Consider the following 18,548-nt stretch of genomic DNA (forward strand, 5'->3'; position numbering starts at 1 on the left):
GCGACACCGCCCGCACACCACGGGTGCCGGGCCGCAGTGCGGCGTCAGTACGCGAGCCGGCTGCCGCCGTCGGGGGTGCTGGTGCTCGCCATGACCAGGGCGTCCACGATCGTGGCCACCTTCGGCAGCCAGGGCGCGGCCGAGGGTGGGGGTCCCCCCTGCTCGAACGAAGTGGAGAGTTTGGGGGAGACCGGCGGCCGCTCCCAGCGGACCTTGCCGGCGCCGACCGGTGAGGGCGGGAGCACCACATAGCCGCCCTCCCCGTGGAACCGCAGTGAGCTGGGCACCCAGTCCTGGGAGTGCAGCAGCTCGCCCAACTCCGCGAGGTCGTACGGCGATACCAGCAGCGACCAGCGGGTGGGCGTGGCCACCACGGGGCCGAGGCGTACGCCGAAGTGGTCCAGGGCCGCCAGGGCGCGGGCGCCGGCGACGGCGGGCAGGCTCACCGCACAGGGCGCGCGGCCGCCCGTGGCCAGCACCAGCGGGGCATCGGGGCGGTTGGTCCACCACCACCGCAGCATCCGGGCATCGGTGGTGGCGGCCAGCAGGCCGGGGTCGAAGGGGTGCGCACCGGGCACCACACAGTCGGGGTCGGGGCAGTTGCACCGAGGGGCGGGCCGCTCGCCGAGGCCGAGCCGGGCGCCGGCCGCCTGCCGGCCGCCGGACCTGAGGCCCACTCCGGGAAGTACGGGCCACTGCCACTCGGTGGCGCACTGGAGCGCCGCACCGAGCAGCGCCGACCTTCCGCCGCGCCGGAACAGGAGCTTGCGTCGCCTTCCGAGGATCTCGCGCATGAGCGCTCGTTCCTTTCCGTTAACGCCGAGGGCTATGTCCATCGCACTACATGGCACTGCTTCCGGTTCGCCATCGTTTCCGCCGTGCCGCTTCATGCCGTTGTGTGACGTTTCCTGCGGCCCGGCCGTGCCGCCCGGGGTCGATCGCGCATCGATCACGCCACGTGGATTACTGGTCACCGCGTGTACAAGGCAGCGCATCACGCCGTACGCCGAGCGTGGAACGTGGCGGGGGGTGGCGCGCACATGGCGCTTGCGCTTGGTTCGTGCAGTCCCCGCCGCTTGGGAGTGCATAGCGGTCGTCGGCGTATGAGACGCCGGTGCCCGCCGGAGGGTTCCGGTGCGGCCCCAACTGGCCCCGCACCTTTCCGATTACGTACCCGCCACTGTGGTGATGACGCGCTGCTGATCGCCGTCAGTCGACCTCAAATTGACGCTCAGGGGGCTCTTTTCAGGCCAATCTACAGACCTCGCTGACACCACAAACCCCATAGGGACAGTGCTGGACATCACATCGTTGATGCGTGTACATCTGGAGCATTGATAGCGGAGCAGCATGACATGGGGGTTTGCGATGCTATTGAGGAAATTGAGCGGCCCACTGCACCGCACAACATCACTCAACAAAATGCCGCACTCCCTGGCAAAAAGCGGCCTGACCTGGGGTCACCCCCGGCGCGACGATAGCCGTCGGCCATGAGCGCCCCGCACGTACCGAAAGTGGCTGGAATCGAACCAGCTCTTCCCGCCCCCGCGCACACTGTCGCCCCCCACGCGGCGAACGTCCCCGCGGACCCCGCCTCCGGCGCCCTGTCCGAGGGCTCGCCGAGCACCCCTCCGGCCCCCGGTTCCGACACCTCGTCAGCCACCGTCACCGGGACGGACCCCGACGTCCCCGGCGTCGCTCAACTCGCCGCCGTCCAAGACCGGCTGGCCGGCTGGATCTCCGACCTCAGCACCCTGCATGACCTGACCGAACGGCTCGCGCACACCCGCACGCTGGACGAGGCCCTCCGCGAGCTGCTGCGGGCCGGCGCCGCCCTGGTCGGTGCCCGCCGCGGCCTGGTCGTCCTCGCACCGGCCGACGGCCTCGGCCCGGAGACCACCGTCGGTCTCGGCCTCGGCCACGCCGAGATCGGCCACATCGAGACCGTCCCGCGCCGCGCCCTGTCGTACGCGCGGATACTGGACGGCCTTCCGGAGCCGGGCGCCTGCGGCGACGACGCCCCGGCACCCGGCGCGGGCCGCGCCCCCGACCCCCGCACGAGCGCGGCGGGCGCGGCCTGCACCGAGATCTCCGAACCCGACATCCCCGGGGAGAAGGGCCTCGACCCCCGCCTGCGGGAGGTCGCCGCCCGTCTCGGGTACGCCGCCAGCTATGCGGTCCCGCTCACCGCCGAGCCCATCGGCCGCACCGGCGCCGCGGTCTGGCTCTACGACGAACCGGCCGAGCCCACCGAACGGCAGCGCCACCTCGTCGGCCTCTACCGCGCGCACGCCGCCGAACACCTCGCCCGCCTCCTGGAACTCCACCGCAGCCGGCAGGACACCGAGACCCTCCGCGAGGAGCTGCTGCCGCACCGGCTGCCGCGGATCCCCGGCGTACGCCTGGCGGTGCGGCACAGCACCGGCCCGCGCGGCGGCGGCGACTGGTACGACGCGCTGCCCCTGCCCGACGGCGCACTGGGCCTGGCGGTCGGCTCGGTGACCGGCTCCGGGCCGAGCGCGGTGGCCGCCATGGGGCGGCTTCGGGCGTCCCTGCGCGCCTACGCCGTCATGGAGGGCGAGGATCCGGTCGCCGTCCTCTCCGATCTCGAACTGCTGCTCCGGCTGACCGAGCCGGCCCGCAGCGCCACCGCGCTGTTCGCGTACACCGAGCCGCCGCCCGGCGGGCCGTCCGCGCCCCCGGTGCCGGACGGTCTCACCGGCCCTCCCCCGTACCCGGAGGACCTGGAGGAGATGGAGGAGATGGAGGAGGACTTCGCGGACGGGAGCTGGGGGAGTGCGCGGCTGCCCCGCAAGCTGGTGCTGGCCGGGGCCGGCCACTGTCCGCCGCTCGTCCTGGGCGAGACGCGGACCGAGTTCGTGGAGACCTCACTGTCCGCGCCGCTGGGCATGCTGGCCTGCTGGGAGGCGCCCAGCGTGGAGATCGAGCCGGCCGGCGGCGAGACCGTACTGCTCTACAGCGACGGGCTGCTCGAACGCACCGGGGAGTCCATGGACCGCGCCTTCACCCGGCTGCACGCGGCCGCCGCGGGCGTCCCCGGAGCGATCCGCCACGATCCCGAGGCGGTCGTCGACCACATCGTGCGCACGATGCTGCCGCAGGGGCTGGACGATCCGTCGTCGGAGGAGGACGTGGTGCTGCTCGCGGTGTACTTCGAGGAGTAGCCCGGCGCGGATGCCCCGTATGACCGGACTGCCGGAGAGGTCACACCTTTCTGCCCCTGGACCGCTTTCGATCCGCACATACGATGGAAGGCGGTTCAGTCTTTAGAGGAGGCACCGTGACCGACGAGCTCACGCCGGAGACCCCGGACGAGCACGAGCAGCCGATCAAGCAGCGGAAGAACGGCCTCTACCCGGCCGTCTCCGATGAGCTCGCGGACAACATGAAGAGCGGCTGGGCCGACACCGAGCTGCGCGATCTGCAGCCGATCGAGCAGGCACCGAACGCCGCCCGGCGGCGCGCCGCGCTGTCCGCGCGCTTCCCCGGCGAGCGCCTGGTGATCCCGGCGGGCAATCTGAAGACCCGCTCCAACGACACCGAGTACGACTTCCGTGCCTCGACGGAGTACGTCTACCTCACCGGCGACCAGACCGACGACAGCGTCCTGGTCCTGGAGCCCCGGGGGGAGACCCACGAGGCCACGATCTACCGGCTGCCCCGCTCCGACCGGGAGAACGGCGAGTTCTGGCTGAACGGCATGGGCGAGCTGTGGGTCGGCCGGCGCCACAGCCTGACCGAGGCCGAGGCGCTGCTCGGCGTCCCCTGCAAGGACGTGCGCGAGCTGGCCGAGGCGCTCAAGGAGGCCGGCGGGCCGGTCCGGGTGGTGCGCGGCCATGACGCCGGCATCGAGGGCGCGCTGACCGACAAGGTCACCGCCGAGCGTGACGAAGAGCTGCGGGTGTACCTCTCCGAAGCGCGCGTGATCAAGGACGAGTTCGAGATCGGCGAGCTGCAGAAGGCCGTGGACTCCACGGTGCGCGGCTTCGAGGACGTCGTGAAGGTCCTGGACAAGGCCGAGGCGACCAGCGAGCGCTACATCGAGGGCACGTTCTTCCTGCGCGCCCGCGTCGAGGGCAATGACGTCGGCTACGGCTCGATCTGCGCCGCCGGCCCGCACGCCACCACGCTGCACTGGGTCCGCAACAACGGGGCGGTCCGCTCCGGCGATCTGCTCCTCCTGGACGCCGGCGTGGAGACCACCACCCTCTACACCGCGGACGTCACCCGCACCCTGCCGATCAACGGCCGCTACACCGACCTCCAGCGGACCATCTACGACGCGGTGTACGAGGCCCAGGAGGCGGGCATCGCCGCGGTCAAGCCGGGGGCGGCCTTCCGCGACTTCCACGACGCGGCGCAGCAGGTCCTCGCCGAGAAGCTGGTCGAGTGGGGCCTGCTGGAGGGCCCGGTCGAGCGGGTGCTGGAGCTGGGGCTGCAGCGCCGCTGGACCCTGCACGGCACGGGCCACATGCTCGGCCTGGACGTCCACGACTGCGCCGCGGCCCGCACCGAGGCGTACGTCAACGGCACGCTGGCGCCGGGCATGGTGCTGACCGTCGAGCCCGGTCTGTACTTCCAGGCGGACGATCTGACGGTGCCTGAGGAGTACCGCGGCATCGGCGTCCGGATCGAGGACGACATCCTCGTGACGGACGACGGCAACCGCAATCTGTCGGCCGGGCTGCCGCGGCGCTCGGACGAGGTCGAGGCCTGGATGGCCGGCCTGCTCGGCAAGTAACCCGCGCCGCACGCCTCGTACGTCCCCCGGTGGCCTCAGCCGCCGGGGGACGTGCCGTCACTGGAGCCGTCGGCCTTCTTCGTGTACGCGCCGGCGTGGGCGGCCGCCCGGACGGCGGTGGCGGCGGAGTCGGCGAGGTCCGGGTCGACGGGGCGGCGGGCGATCAGGATCCGGTAGTAGAAGGGCGCGCCGAGCGCCGACATGACCTGTACCGGGTCCGTGTCCGCGGGCAGTTCGCCGCGGTCGACGGCCCGTTGCACCATCCGGCCGGCCAGCGCCAGCCGCTCGTCGAAGAAGGTCCGCAGCACCGAGGCCACCTGCGGGTCACGGGCCGCCGCGGAGACCACCGCCTCGATCAGGCGGCGCACCCGCCCCTCCCCGTACAAGGCGGCTATCGAGCGGGCCAGCGCCCGCAGATCCCCGGAGAGGGTCCCGGAGTCCGGCAGCGGCACATCGGAGCCGATCTCGGTCAGCAACTCGCAGATCAGACCCTCGATGCAGCGCCAGCGGCGGTAGACCGTGGCCAGATGAATTCCCGACCGCTGCGCGACCTTCTCCATGGTCAGTCCGCCGAACCCGTTCTCGCCCAACTCCTCTAAGACGGCGGTCAATACGGCCTCGCGGGTACGGGCGGTGCGCCCGCCGGGCCGGGTCTCGCCCGGGGCATGGTGCGCTGTCGTCACGACGGCTCCGTATTGCAGTGCGGGATCACGCCAAGTATTGTCCGAGAAAGATTAATGCGAGCAACTTCGCATTAATCAGGTGCGCGCTGGTCTCGCCGGGACAGGGGACGCCGCGGGGGAGGTCCTCCCACCGCGAGACCGCGCTGCCCACCTCTCACAAGGGTGATTTTCAGTCAGTTATCCGACTGCCCACGTTCGCCCGGTTTGACACCTCGCCGCCGGCACGTCACGAAGCCGCCCTGGTCGTCCGCCTCAACCGGTGCCCACCGCCGGCTCCGCGCCCCCGCATCCGGCCGTCCGCACGGCGGCGTGCCCCTCACCCACCGCCACCGCCCCGCGCCCCGGATGTGGTCCGGGCCGCGCCGGTGGACGCTGGAAGTGACCGCACCGCGGTGCCCCGCGCGCCCGTGCGGGGCCGGACGGGAGGTGGGTCGCATGGACGGACGCTGGACGGCGCGCCTGGCGCTGACGGCGGCAGCGGCGGCGGTACTGGTGCTGCTGGGCTTCGCCGGACTGCAGAGCCTCGCCCTGGTGGGCCTGGGGGCGGCAGGACTGGCCGTCGCGGCGGTCGGCCTGTGGTGGCTGCTCTCGCGCAAGGGCCCGGCACGGGTGCTCGGCTTCGTGCTCACGGTGGCCGCGCCGCTCGCCGTCCTCGTGCTCTACGTGATCGCCGGGCTGCTGTGGGTGGTGCTCGTGTCGGTCATCCTGTGGGCGGTGGCCGTCTCCACCGGCCGGGCCGCGCTGGCGGCGCAGACCGGCCCGGCGGGCCGGCCGGAACCCGTCGCCACACCTCCCACCCACCCCTACCTGATCATGAACCCGCGGTCGGGCGGCGGGAAGGTCGGGACGTTCGGCCTGGTCGACAAGGCCGAGGCGCTCGGCGCCGAAGTCTGTGTGCTGGATCCCGCGCATCCCCAGGACGTGACCGAACTGGCCCGGCAGGCCGTCGACGACGGTGCCGATCTGCTCGGAGTCGCGGGCGGTGACGGCACTCAGGCCCTGGTCGCGGGCGTGGCGGCGGAGCGTGGTGTGCCGTTCATGGTGATCTCCGCCGGGACCCGCAACCACTTCGCCATGGACCTCGGCCTCGACCGCGAGGATCCCTCGACGTGTCTGGAGGCGCTGACCGACGGCGTAGAGCGGCGCGTCGATCTGGGCTTCGCCGGTGACCGCATCTTCGTCAACAACGCTTCCTTCGGCGCCTATGCGGCGGTCGTGCAGAGCCCGGCGTACCGCGCGGACAAGGCCCGTACGACCCTGGAGATGCTGCCGGATCTGCTGACCCACCACAGCGGTCCGCACCTGGCGGTCCGCGCGGGCGGCACCGCCGTCGTCGGGCCGCAGGCCGTCCTGGTGAGCAACAACCCCTACCGCATGGACGATCCGGCGGGCCTGGGCCTGCGGGAGCGGCTGGACTCCGGCGTCCTGGGGATGCTGGGCGTCAAGGTCGACAACGCGGCGCAGGCGGCCTGGATGCTGCGCGGCCGCAGCGGTCCCGGCCTGACCTCGCTGTCCGCCCGGGACGTCGTCGTCGACGCGGACGCCCCCGTCATCCAGGCCGGCGTCGACGGCGAGGCCGTCACCCTGCCCACCCCCGTCCACTGCCGGATCGAACCCCGGGCGCTGCGCGTGCGGTTGCCCCGGCACCGCCCCGGGGTGCCGCGCGGTCTGCCGCCGATGAACTGGCGCCGGGTGCGGCGGCTGGCGCTGCGGACGGGACGGGGCACGGCGGCACCGCACACGGGCTGACCGCCCGCACCGGCGCTCCGGACGCCCTCGGCGATCCGCAGCCGGCTTCACTCGCTGACGGGCAGGCCAGGTGGCCGTCCCTCAGGCGGTCCCGACAGGGGGCGCGTTGCGGCGGAATCGTCGTCGACGGCGAGGACCAGCGGGGCCGGCGGCTCCTGGAGCCCGCTGCTCACCACCGGCCGTCGCCCTCCCCGGACAGCCGCGCCTCGTCCCGGAACAGCGGGCGTTCGTCGTCGGACAGCGGCAGGCGCAGCTCTCCGGTGTCAAGCACCGCGTTGTTCTGCGAGCGGTGCAGCCGGGAGTACGCTCCGCCGGCGCGGGTCAGCAGTTCCGCGTGCCGTCCGGTCTCCACGATCCGGCCGCTGTCCAGGACGAGGATCCGGTCGGCGTCGGGCGCGAGGTTGAGGTCGTGCGTGATCATGATGGTGGTGCGGCCGCGCATCAGCCTGCGCAGCGGGGTGACGATGCGGCGCGCGGCGAGCGCGTCCAGCCCGGTGGTCGGTTCGTCCAGGACGAGGACCGGCGCATCGCGCAGCATGGCCCGCGCGATGGCCAGCCGCTGGAGCTGACCACCGGACAGTCGGGCCGAGTGCGGGTCGATCCCGGTGTCGTAGCCGTCGGGCAGCGCGCGGATGAAGCCGTCCGCGTCGGCGGCCCGCGCCGCCGCGACGATCTCCGCGTCGCTCGCGCCGGGGCGTCCGCAGGCGATGTTCTCGCGGATGGTGTCGTGCAGGATGAGGGTCTCCTGCGGCAGCAGCGCCAGCTGCTCGCGCAGCCGGCCCAGCGGGAGTTGGTGCAGCGGTACGCCGTCCAGCGCCACGGTTCCGGAGTCCGGGTCGTAGAAGCGCAGCAGCAGCTTGGCGACGGTGGACTTGCCGGCGCCGCTGGGCCCGGTGATGATCAGCAGCTCTCCTGGGCGGGCGGTGAACGACATCCGGGCCAGGGCCGGCTTCGCGCTGTCCTGCGCTCCGGGGTAGCGGAAGCTGACGTCGTGGAACCGGAGGGTGCCGGGGGACGGCGGGACGGCACGGACCCCGGGCGCCGGGCCGAACCGTGCGGCCGCGGCCGTCGGCGTGCTCGCCGGATCGGTCACCGACGGGCGCGCGTCCAGCACCTCGACGAGCCGCTCCGCGCCCGCCGTCGCCGTGGTGACCGTCAGGCCCAGCTGGCCCAGGTCCCGGATGGGCGGATAGAGGTAGCCGAGGAAGGCGGCGAACGCCAGTAGTTGACCGAGTGTCATCCGGGCCGCCGAGATCTCCCAGGCGCCCAGTCCGATCACGCTCAGCACGCAGACGGTCTCGATGACTTCGACCAGCCGCTCGTACAGCTCGCTCAGCCGGGCGCCGCGGACCGAGGCGGTGAACCACGCGCGGGCCTCCCGGTCCAGCCGGGCCCGCTCCGCGCTCTCCCGGCCGTACGCCTGGGTGAGCACGACGTTGCCGAGCGACTCCTCCACGACGGAGGTGATCGCTCCGTCGGCCACCCGCTCGTCGCGCGCGACGGACCTGATGCTGCCGGCGAAGCGCCTGGCCGCCAGCCAGAACAGCGGGGCGAGGACGAAGGTGGCCAGCGCCAGGTCCCAGCGCAGCCAGAACGCGGCGACGGCGTAGAACACCGCGCTGAACGCCGAGGAGACCGCACCGACCACTCCGGAGACGACCAGCTGCTCGATGGCTTCGACGTCGCCGGTGAGCCGGGAGAGCAGATCGCCCTGCCGGTGCCGCTGGAAGAAGTCCGGCGGCATCCGCTGTACGTGGTCGAAGACCCGCGCCCGCAGGCGCATGACGAAGCGCTCCGAGACCCACACCGCAAGGGAGTTGCCGGCGTAGCCGACGGCCGCGCCGAGCACGGCGACGCCGAGCCACTTCGCGGCCGGCGCCCAGAACGCGTCGAGCGAGCCGCGCTGGAGCGCGTTGTCGGTGAGGTCGCTGAAGAGCAGGATCGCCGCGGTCTCCGCGAGCGCGGCGACGACGACGCAGAGACAGACCAGCACCAGCCGGCCGCGCAGCCCCTTGCTCAGCGGCCAGAAGCGGCGGAAGGCGATACGGGCGGGGAAGGCGGGGGTGGTGGAGGTGGGTGAGGTGGAAGCGGGCGTGGTGGAGGGGGGTGTGCCGGGTGCGGAAGCGCTGGGGAGCGTCTCCTGGCCGGGCCCCTCGCGCGGAGGGCGCCCGCGTACGGTGCCGGGCACGGCCGCGAGCTCGGCGGGGACCCGCCGCAGCGGCATCGTCACGAAGTCGTTCTCACGCAGACTCACGTCACTTCTCACTTTCCTTCCGAAGCCCGGACGGCGAGCAGACCAGGAGAATTCGGCGGCTCCGACGACCAGGACGGACAGTCCGCCCCATTAATTTGCACGCGGCCACCCAACAGCTCTCGACCGGCATTCTTTTTGCCGAATTCAAATGCCCTGCCAATACTCCGCACAGGGCCCTCACAGCGTTTACGTGCAGGCCTTTGCGGGGATATCCGGTACACGCGCAAAAGGAGAGGGCCGACGACCTCCACGGCCGTCGGCCCTCACGCCACCCCCGGTCACTCAGGTGCGGCAGGCCCTGCTACCTGCTTGTTCAGCGCTCGCCGTGCACCGAGAGCGGCTTGCGCCGGGGCTTGTGGCCGTGGCAGTGACCGTGGCCGTGACCCTTCGGGGGCTTCGGCAGCTGCTTCTTCTTGGGCTTGGGCAGCGGGGCAATCTTCTTGAAAGACATGAGGTCTCCTGGCTCCGTATGTGTGTCGCAAATCCCTGATCCGCGACCACCTGACGAAGAAAAAATTACCGACCCAAAAGCCAAGGGAAGGTCAAAATCGCTGAGGTTTCCATGAATACGCCCTGAGGTTTTCTCAGAAAGCGATGACCAACCGGCACAATTCCCCCGCCGCACATCCCAGGCACATTCCACGCACAGCTCACTCATATCCACGAGCCGCGGCGCGAAGACCGCGCGGCCCGCTCACGACGCCATCGGAAGTGCCGCCCCCTCGCGCCACTTGAGGATCTTGTCGAAGCTGACGACCGCGCCCGGCCGGCCCGTGCGGTTGCGGTAGTGGACGTGGTCGGTGAGGGCCTCGATCAGAAAGAGCCCCCGGCCGTCCTCGGCAAACGCGGGAGCCTGCGCGGGGGTGGGCACGGGGGCCGGCGGGAGGGCGCGGTCCTCGGCGGTATGGGGTGGGGCGGAGGGCGCGGGGCGGTGGCGGAAGCCGGGGCCCGAGTCGGTGATCTCGATACGGCAGGTGTCGCCGTCGATGAACGCCGTGACGCGGTAGTCCTCGGAGGCGGCGTCCCCGCCGTGCTCGACGGCGTTGGCACAGGCCTCGGACAGGGCCACCGCCAAGTCGTAGCAGATGTCCGGGTCCACGCCCGCCGTCTCCATCGTGCCCAGCAGCAGACGACGGGCGAGCGGGACGCTCGCGGCCTCGCGCCGCAAATGGAGTGACCACCAGATGCTCATCGCTCCAGCCTCCTGGCCGCGGCTCGACATATCGTTACCTATTGCCGTGCCTCAAGGTCCGTAAGCATGTCCGGGACGTGATACCGCTCATTCGGCGGATGCGAAGAGTGAGCGCATCGGTGTAGGTGCAGCGCCGCCCATGCGCCCTTGCGCGCCCCGCCGGCCTCCTCGGACGCCCCGGGAGGCGCCCCTTGGCGCCGCCCTGCCGTAGGCCGCCCATAAGTGCAGTGGGATGATGGCGCCGCCATGACTCCCCCGCCCGCCTCCACAGCGCGCGCAGCCGCCGATCTCCGGCTGCTCCGGGCCGCGGTCTTCGCCGCGGCCTGTGTCGCGCTGTCCGCGGCCGGGCACGTCGCCGCCTCGTGCGCCGCCGTCCCGCTGTGGACGCTGGGCGTCGCCGCTGCCGTGATCTTCGCGATCGCGGTCCCGCTGGCCGGACGGGAGCGCTCACTGCCGGGGATCGCCACGGGACTTGCCGTGGGGCAGCTCGGCCTGCACACCCTCTTCTCCTGGGGCCAGGGCCCGCAGCCCGCGATGGTCCGCGGCGGCGGCCACGGCTCCGGCGGGCTCTCCGACCAGGCGGCGATCGCCCTTGCCCGCCATGTCATGTGCGGGTTCGGCGGCGGCCGGATGGACGGCGCACAGGCGCGCCGGGTGCTCGGCTCGGGCGGCTTCGATGCGGCCTCGGCAGCCGGGCTGACCGCTCCGGCGGGGCACCCGATGGCCGGCGGCACGGCCTCCGGCCCGGCGATGCCCGACGCGCTACTGCCCTCGCTGCCCATGCTGCTGGGGCATCTGCTGGCCGCGCTCGCCGTGGGCTGGCTGCTGCGGCGGGGCGAGGCGGCGCTGTGGCGGCTGGTCCGGCTGTCGGCGCCAGCGGCGTACGAGAGCGCGGTGCAGACCCTGGCGGGCGCGGTGCGCAGGGCGCTCCGGCTGGCCCGTGCCCTGCTCGCGGGCCTGGCGGCGGCGCACGACGAGGCGCTGCGTGCCCCCGTTTCGTACGGGGATGACAAACCCGGCCCGCAGGACCCCGCGCTCCACCACAGTGTGATCAGGCGTGGGCCACCCACCCTCGCCCTCGCGGCCTGACGTCACGCGAACCACGCTCCCACAGGACGGGTACGGGGTCGCGCGCCGTCGCCGCACGCGCGCCACCTGCACCGTTATCAGCACCTTTCTCCTTCCTGTGGAGTGTTTTCCGATGTCGAGCAATTCAACGATGGCGAAGTCCTCGCAGCAGCAGCCGGAGTCGTCGCGGACGCGGCGCTGTGCGCGCCGGCTGCCGCTGGTGGGCACCCTCGCGGCCGGCGGCGTGCTGCTGTTCGCCGGACCGGCCTTTGCGCACGTCAGCGTGCAGCCGGAGGGGGCGGCCGCGAAGGGCAGCTTCGCCACCGTCAACTTCAAGGTGCCCAACGAGCGCGACGACGCCTCGACGGTGAAGCTCGAAGTCACGCTCCCGACCGACCACCCGCTGGCGTCCGTCATGCCGCAGCCGGTGCCGGGCTGGAAGGTGTCGATCACCAAGGCCAAGCTCCCCAAGCCGATCGAGATGGAGGGCGAGAAGATCACCGAAGCGCCCTCGAAGATCACGTGGACGGCCGAGGACAAGGGCGTCGGGCCGGGCCAGTTCCAGCAGTTCCCGCTCTCCGTCGGGCAACTGCCCAAGGACGCCGACGAGGTCGTCTTCAAGGCCCTGCAGACGTATGACGACAAGCAGGTCGTGCGCTGGATCGAGCCCACCAAGGAGGGCGCACCGGAGCCGGAGAACCCGGCGCCGGTCCTCAAGCTCACCGCGGCCGAGGCGGACGGCCACGGCGCCGCCGCCGCGGACGGCAAGAGCGAGGCCAAGGGCGGCGGGAACACGGACGCCACGGATGCGTCCGGGAGCGACACCACGGCACGCGTCCTCGGCGCCATCGGCATCGTCGTCGGCATCACCGGAGTCGGCTTCGGCGTGTTCGCCGGCCGGCGCCGCAGCGTCTGATCACCGGACGGGCCGGCGCCCGACCGCGCCGGCCCGGCACCCCCTCCCGGACACCCGGGATTCACCACACAGGATTTATCTGCAATGCGTAGAAGGACCCTGCTGGCGTCCGCCCTCACGGCGGCCGCAGCCCTCAGCCTCACCGCCTGCAACGGCGACGACCAGAACAAGCCCGCCGCCTCGGTCTCCGGCGGCACCGCCGCCAAGCCGCTCGTCACGCTCGACAGCCCGATGGCGAAGCCAGATCTCGTCCTGACGGACACCAGCGGCAAGAAGTACGACCTGCTGGAGCAGACCAAGGGCCACCCCACGCTGATCTACTTCGGCTACACCAACTGCCCGGACGTCTGCCCGCTGACGATGGCCAACATCGCGGTCGCGGTGAAGCAGCTGCCGAAGGCCGAACAGAAGGACCTGCGGGTCGTCTTCGTCACCTCCGACCCCGAGCGCGACACCCCGGCCGCCCTGAAGAAGTGGCTCGGCGGCATCAACAAGGACTTCACCGGGCTGACCGGAAAGTTCGACACCATCCAGGCCGGCGCGCGCAGCGTGAACATCGGCATCGAGAAGCCGGTCAAGAAGAAGAACGGCGATGTCGTCTCCACCCATGGCGCGCAGGTGCTGTTGAGCTCCCCCAAGGACGACAAGATCCACTGGATGGGCATGCAGGAGGCGACCTCCGACAACTACACCAAGGCACTGCCGAAGATCATCAAGGGACAGAACCCGTGAACCGCCGCACCACCCTGGCCGCCGCCCTGACCCTCACCACCGGTCTCGTGCTGGCGGGCTGCGGCGACAGTGCGCCGAAGCTCAAGGTCGCCGACCCGTACATGCCGCAGCCGGTCACCCAGGACATGGCCGGTGCCTACTTCACCGTCAAGAACAGCGGCGGCACCGCGGACAAGCTCACCTCGGTCACCAGCGACCTGGCCAAGGACATCTCGCTGCACAAAACGGTCGGCACCAAGATGGAGCAGGTCAACTCCCTGCCCGTACCGGCCAACGGCGAGCTGGTGCTCGGCCGCGGCGGCAACCACCTGATGTTCATGGGCCTGAAGAAGAAGCCGGCCGAGGGCGACAAGGTCACCCTCCAGCTGCACTTCGCCACCGCGAAACCGATCACGGTGGAGGTCCCGGTCAAGGCCGTCACCTACGCACCGAAGAAGTAGCCGGCCGGTTCACCACAGACAACGGAGTAAACGGACAACGGAGTAGGGGAGCGATCACTATGGTCACCACCGGGCTTCGGCCGGGACGGTCCGCCGTGCTGCGCCTGCTGGTCGTCGCGGTGGCGCTGGCGGGCGCGCTGCTCGGCGGGCTCGGCGGTGCCGCCCCGGCCTCGGCGCATGCCGCGCTGACCGGCAGCACCCCCGCGCAGGGTGCGGTGGTGGACCGAGCCCCCGAGCAGGTGGCGCTCACCTTCTCCGAGGGCGTCGCCATGGGCGACGACTCCATCCGGGTCCTGGACCCGAAGGGCAAGCGGGTGGACCGCGGCAAGCTGCTCAAGCTGAGCAGCGGCAACGTCGTCAAATACGGCGCGGGGCTGCCGGCGGGGCTCGGCGACGGTACGTACACCGTCGCCTGGCAGGCGGTCTCCGCCGACAGCCACCCCGTCTCCGGCGCCTTCACCTTCTCGGTCGGCGCGCCCTCCAAGACCACCGCCGCCGTTCCCGCGCAGAAGGCCGGCGGGGGCCTGGTGGGCGCGCTCTACGGCATCGCCCGGGCGCTGGCGTACACCGGCTTCGTCCTGCTGGTCGGCGGTGCCGCCTTCGTGGTGGCCTGCCGGCCGGCCGCGGCCCTGGTCCGGTCCGTGCAGCGGCTGGTCGTCCAGGGCTGGGCACTGCTGACCGGCACCACCGTCGCGATGCTGCTGCTGCGCACCCCCTATACCGGGTCCGGCGATCTCGCCGATGTCCTCGACTTCGGCGGCCTCCAGCAGGTCCTGATCACCAAGCCGGGTGCCGCGCTGGTCTCCCGGCTGCTGCTGCTCGCCGCCGCGGCGCTGCTCGTGGCGGTGCTCTTCGGGGCGTACGCGCGGACGCTGGAACCGGCGGAGCCGGGCGTGGAGCCGCGGGATGCCACGGCGTTGGCCAGGCAGCGCAAGGACCTCGCCTTCGGACTCGGCGTCGGTGGCCTGATCATCGCCATCGGGCTCGCCGCGACCTGGGCGATGGCCGAGCACGCCTCGACCGGTCTGCAGACCGCCGTCGCGATGCCGGTCGATGTGCTGCATCTGCTCGCGGTCGCCACCTGGCTCGGCGGGCTGGCGGCGCTGGTGGCGTCCCTGTACTGGGGCCCGCCGGTCGAGCGGGCCGCCGTACGCCGCTTCTCGCGGATCGCGTTCGGCTCGGTGCTGGTGCTGGTCGCCACCGGCGTCTACCAGTCCTGGCGGCAGGTCGGCACCTGGCGCGCGCTGACCGACACCACGTACGGGTGGCTGCTGCTGCTCAAGGCGGGGCTGGTCGTGGTGCTCGTCGGGATCGCCTGGGTGTCACGGCGGTGGACGGGGCGGCTGGCGGAGGTGCCGGCGGCGGAGGGTCTGGCGGCTGAGGTTACGGAGGAGGCCTCTGTTACGGAGGAGGCCGGGGCGAGCGAGAAGGCTGAGGCGGCCGAGGAGGTCGAGGAGGAGACCGCGGCCGACGCAGATGCGGAAACGGGCGCGAAGAAGGCCACCGTCGGTGTCTCGGCCGCTGCCACTGTCACCGCCACCACCGCCCCGGTCCGCACCACCGGCCCGGGGGCAGAGGGCGGGACCGGGCCCGGAACCGTATCCGGAACCGAGTCCACGGCCGCGGCCGACGAGACCCCCGCCGCCACCGACACCCCCAACCCCACCCGCGCCGCCCAACTGGCCCGCCAGCAAGCCGCGTTGGACAGCGCCCGCACCAAGCGGGAGCGCGATGCCGACCCCGAGCGGCTGGGGCTGCGCCGGTCCGTGCTGGCCGAGGCGGCGGTCGCGGCGGTCGTGCTCGTGGTGACCACCGTGCTGACCGCCACCGAACCGGCCCGTACCGAAGAGGCGGTCAAGGCCGCCTCGGGCGGGCAGTCCGCCACGACCGCCCGGCCGCAGGCGCTGACCATCCCGTTCGACACCGGCGGCCCGCACGGCAAGGGCACCGCCCGCCTCGCCCTCGCCCCCGGGAGCAGCACCGCCGCCAATACGCTGCAACTGCGGCTCGCCGACCCGTCGGGCAAGGCCATGGACGTCCCCGAGGTGAAGATTTCCTTCACCCAGAAGGCCAAGAAGCTCGGGCCGCTGCCGGCCGTTCCCCGGAAGGCAGGCAAGGGCCGCTGGCGGGTGAGCGGGGTCCGGCTGCCGGTCCCCGGGCAGTGGCAAGTGTCGCTGGTCGTCCGGACCTCCGACATCGACCAGGTGACCGAGATCAAGAACGTGAAGATCGGCAGATGAGCAAGCAGACCTCCGGTAAGAAGGCCACGCAGAAGGCCACCGGCAAGCGGAACCCCGGCACCCGGACCGGCGGGCAGGGCGGCGGACGCGTCCCCGCGCCGGCCGCCACCCCGGCCCCCGAGACCGGCGCGTCCCCCGCCCCGGAGCTCTCCCGCCGCCGGCTGCTCGGCACCGTCGGCGCGGCGGGTGCGGCCGGGCTGGTCGTCGGCGGGGCCGGTGGTGCGCTCGCGGTCACCGCCGCGCAGGATGCCACCCCCACCGCGCTGACCAGCATCGGCTCGACCGAGGTGGCGTTCCGGGAGGCACGCGCCAGGCACCAGGCGGGTATCACCACCCCGCTCCAGGCCACCGGCCATCTCGTCGCCTTCGACCTGGCCCCGGACGCGGACCGCAAGACCGCGGCCGCCCTGCTGCGCCGCTGGTCGCGGACGGCCGAGGAGCTGATGGCCGGGCGCACCCCGGATGCCGACACGGGGGTCGCGCTCGACGCGGGCCCGTCCTCGCTGACCGTCACCTTCGGCCTCGGGCACAGCTTCTTCGACCGTACGGGGCTGACGAAGCGGCGCCCCGTACAGCTCGACCCGCTGCCGGACTTCTCCGCCGATGCGCTGGACCCCAAGCGCAGCAACGGCGACCTGTGGATCCAGATCGGCGCCGATGACGCCCTGGTCGCCTTCCATGCGCTGCGTGCGCTGCAGAAGGACGCGGCCGGCAGTGCCCGGCTGCGCTGGCAGATGAACGGCTTCAACCGCACCCCGGGCGCCACCGCGCAGCCGCGGACCGCCCGCAATCTGATGGGGCAGATCGACGGCACCAACAACCCCAAGCCGTCGGACAAGGACTTCGACGAGCGGATCTTCGTGGGGCGCGAGGCCGACCAGGCCTGGATGCGCGGCGGGTCGTACGCCGTCGTCCGGCGGATCCGGATGCTGCTGGACGACTGGGAGAAGCGCTCCCGGCACGACCAGGAGAAGGTCATCGGGCGCCGCAAGGACAACGGGGCCCCGCTGACCGGCGGTTCCGAGACCACCCCGATGCGGCTGGACGCGACCGGCTCCGACGGGCTGCCGGTGATCCCCGCCAATGCGCATGCGCGGATCGCGGCGCCGGCCTCCAACCAGGGTGCCGCGCTGCTGCGCCGCCCGTTCTCCTTCCATGACGGCTTCCGGGAGGACGGCGCCCCGGACGCCGGGCTGCTCTTCGTCTGCTGGCAGGCCGATCCGCTGCGGGCCTTCACCCAGATCCAGCGGAAGCTGGACCGCGGGGACGCGCTGTCGCCTTTCCTGCGGCACGAGGCGAGCGGACTGTTCGCGGTGCCGCCGGCCGCGGAGCCGGGCGGCTACGTGGGCCGGCCCCTGCTGGAGGGCTGAGGAACCGGCCCGCCCGGGACGCGGCCCCGACCCGGGGCCGGCCGGCGCCCGGCCCCGAACCCGCACCCGGCCCGTCCCGGAAACCGCCCACCGCGGAAGTCCGGTCCGGCCGCCGCACGGGCCGGTTATCGTGGCAGGGCAGGAGTAGATCGGCGGGGTGCCCCCGCAGTTTCGCGAGGGAGTCCTGATCCATGTCGGCCAGTCGCTATACCTATCTCGGCCCCGAGGGCACCTTCACGGAGGCCGCGCTGCGCAGCCTGCCCGAGGCGGCCACCCGCGAGCTGGTGCCGATGGTGTCGGTGCCGGCCGCCCTGGACGCGGTGCGCGCCGGTGAGGCCGCCGCGGCGCTGGTGCCGATCGAGAACTCCGTCGAGGGCGGGGTGACCACCACCGTCGACGAACTCGCCTCCGGCGAGCCGCTGATGATCTACCGCGAGGTGCTGCTGCCGATCGCCTTCGCGCTGCTGGTGCGCCCCGGTACGTCGCTCAGCGAGGTGAAGACGGTGACCGGGCACCCGGTCGCCCAGCCGCAGGTGCGCAAGTGGCTGGCGGCCCAACTCCCGGAGGCCGTATGGGAGTCGGCGGCCTCGAACGCCGACGGCGCCCGGCTGGTGCAGGAGGGCCGCTACGACGGCGCGTTCGCGGGCGAGTTCGCGGCCGGCACCTACGGCCTGGAGCCGCTGGTCACCGACATCCATGACGCGCAGAACGCGGCCACCCGCTTCGTGCTGGTGGGCCGCCCGGCCCGGCCCGCCTCGCCCACCGGCGCGGACAAGACCTCGGTGGTGCTGTGGCTGGCCGAGGACCACCCCGGTGCGCTGCTGGAACTGCTCCAGGAGTACGCGGGCCGCGGCGTGAACATGATGCGGATCGAGTCCCGGCCGACCGGCGAGGGCATCGGCCGCTACTGCTTCTCGGTGGACTGCGAGGGGCATCTCACCGACCGCCGGGTCAGCGAGGTCCTGATGGGGCTCAAGCGGGTCTGCCGCGAGGTGCGGTTCCTCGGCTCGTACCCGCGGGCGGACGAAGTGCCGCCGACCGTACGCCGGGAGATGACGGACGCGGCGTTCACCGAGGCGTCGGACTGGCTGGCGCGCTGTCTGGACGGGCGGGGCTGAGCGGTCGCTGCGCCTCTTTACGGG

General features: G+C 72.5%; 15 protein-coding genes. 10 read left to right on the forward strand and 5 right to left on the reverse strand.

The window, feature by feature from the left end; translation table 11 throughout:
- Positions 1 to 44 precede the first annotated feature (44 nt).
- Positions 45 to 794 carry a bifunctional DNA primase/polymerase gene (locus tag CPH93_RS16425; protein WP_093484242.1) on the reverse strand — a complete coding sequence of 250 codons (750 nt, stop codon included), beginning with the start codon at positions 792 to 794 and terminating at the stop codon, positions 45 to 47.
- 696 nt (positions 795 to 1,490) lie between these two features.
- Between CPH93_RS16425 and CPH93_RS16430 the strand changes: the two genes are divergently transcribed.
- Both CPH93_RS16430 and CPH93_RS16435 read left to right on the forward strand, forming a co-directional pair.
- The gene (locus CPH93_RS16430) at positions 1,491 to 3,185 is read left to right on the forward strand and encodes a PP2C family protein-serine/threonine phosphatase (protein WP_096213299.1); all 1,695 of its coding nucleotides are present in this window, start codon (positions 1,491 to 1,493) and stop codon (positions 3,183 to 3,185) included.
- A gap of 116 nt (positions 3,186 to 3,301) precedes the next feature.
- On the forward strand, positions 3,302 to 4,762 hold the full coding sequence (locus CPH93_RS16435) for an aminopeptidase P family protein (RefSeq protein ID WP_096213300.1): 1,461 nt from the start codon (positions 3,302 to 3,304) through the stop codon (positions 4,760 to 4,762).
- Between the two features lie 35 nt (positions 4,763 to 4,797).
- Here the strand turns inward: CPH93_RS16435 and CPH93_RS16440 are convergent, their stop codons facing one another.
- A complete protein-coding gene (locus tag CPH93_RS16440) occupies positions 4,798 to 5,445 on the reverse strand; it encodes a TetR/AcrR family transcriptional regulator (protein ID WP_093484239.1) in 648 nt (215 codons plus the stop codon).
- 435 nt (positions 5,446 to 5,880) lie between these two features.
- Between CPH93_RS16440 and CPH93_RS16445 the strand changes: the two genes are divergently transcribed.
- Positions 5,881 to 7,194, forward strand: a complete 1,314-nt coding sequence (locus CPH93_RS16445) for a diacylglycerol/lipid kinase family protein (RefSeq protein ID WP_096213301.1) — start codon at positions 5,881 to 5,883, stop codon at positions 7,192 to 7,194.
- A 169-nt stretch (positions 7,195 to 7,363) separates the two neighbouring features.
- Here CPH93_RS16445 and CPH93_RS16450 read toward each other — a convergent pair whose 3' ends face one another.
- The 3 genes from CPH93_RS16450 to CPH93_RS16455 all read right to left on the reverse strand — a co-directional run bounded on the left by CPH93_RS16450 (position 7,364) and on the right by CPH93_RS16455 (position 10,640).
- Positions 7,364 to 9,418, reverse strand: a complete 2,055-nt coding sequence (locus CPH93_RS16450; protein WP_096215470.1) for an ABC transporter ATP-binding protein — start codon at positions 9,416 to 9,418, stop codon at positions 7,364 to 7,366.
- Between the two features lie 343 nt (positions 9,419 to 9,761).
- Positions 9,762 to 9,899 carry a hypothetical protein gene (locus CPH93_RS35800; RefSeq protein ID WP_159395013.1) on the reverse strand — a complete coding sequence of 46 codons (138 nt, stop codon included), beginning with the start codon at positions 9,897 to 9,899 and terminating at the stop codon, positions 9,762 to 9,764.
- Between the two features lie 243 nt (positions 9,900 to 10,142).
- Positions 10,143 to 10,640, reverse strand: coding sequence for an ATP-binding protein (locus CPH93_RS16455; RefSeq protein ID WP_096213302.1), 498 nt, complete (start codon positions 10,638 to 10,640; stop codon positions 10,143 to 10,145).
- A gap of 246 nt (positions 10,641 to 10,886) precedes the next feature.
- Between CPH93_RS16455 and CPH93_RS16460 the strand changes: the two genes are divergently transcribed.
- From CPH93_RS16460 to pheA, 7 genes are all read left to right on the forward strand, one after another.
- On the forward strand, positions 10,887 to 11,729 hold the full coding sequence (locus tag CPH93_RS16460; protein WP_096213303.1) for a hypothetical protein: 843 nt from the start codon (positions 10,887 to 10,889) through the stop codon (positions 11,727 to 11,729).
- A 112-nt stretch (positions 11,730 to 11,841) separates the two neighbouring features.
- Positions 11,842 to 12,624: a YcnI family copper-binding membrane protein gene (locus tag CPH93_RS16465; protein ID WP_443031450.1), complete on the forward strand. Its 783-nt coding sequence runs from the start codon at positions 11,842 to 11,844 to the stop codon at positions 12,622 to 12,624.
- Positions 12,625 to 12,708: 84 nt separating this feature from the next.
- Positions 12,709 to 13,356 (forward strand): SCO family protein, encoded by a 648-nt coding sequence (locus tag CPH93_RS16470; RefSeq protein WP_093484234.1) that lies wholly within the window; start codon positions 12,709 to 12,711, stop codon positions 13,354 to 13,356.
- Positions 13,353 to 13,796 carry a copper chaperone PCu(A)C gene (locus CPH93_RS16475; RefSeq protein WP_096213305.1) on the forward strand — a complete coding sequence of 148 codons (444 nt, stop codon included), beginning with the start codon at positions 13,353 to 13,355 and terminating at the stop codon, positions 13,794 to 13,796. Before CPH93_RS16470 ends, CPH93_RS16475 begins: the two co-directional genes overlap by 4 nt.
- A gap of 59 nt (positions 13,797 to 13,855) precedes the next feature.
- Positions 13,856 to 16,036 carry a copper resistance CopC/CopD family protein gene (locus tag CPH93_RS16480; protein ID WP_159395014.1) on the forward strand — a complete coding sequence of 727 codons (2,181 nt, stop codon included), beginning with the start codon at positions 13,856 to 13,858 and terminating at the stop codon, positions 16,034 to 16,036.
- On the forward strand, positions 16,033 to 17,406 hold the full coding sequence (efeB, locus tag CPH93_RS16485) for an iron uptake transporter deferrochelatase/peroxidase subunit (protein ID WP_231977380.1): 1,374 nt from the start codon (positions 16,033 to 16,035) through the stop codon (positions 17,404 to 17,406). Before CPH93_RS16480 ends, efeB begins: the two co-directional genes overlap by 4 nt.
- A gap of 191 nt (positions 17,407 to 17,597) precedes the next feature.
- Entirely contained in the window at positions 17,598 to 18,524 is a 927-nt protein-coding gene (gene pheA, locus CPH93_RS16490) for a prephenate dehydratase (protein WP_006604331.1), read from the forward strand.
- Positions 18,525 to 18,548: the final 24 nt, after the last annotated feature.

Origin of the sequence: Streptomyces sp. 2323.1, from assembly GCF_900221035.1 — a bacterium.
GTDB lineage: Bacteria > Actinomycetota > Actinomycetes > Streptomycetales > Streptomycetaceae > Streptomyces > Streptomyces sioyaensis.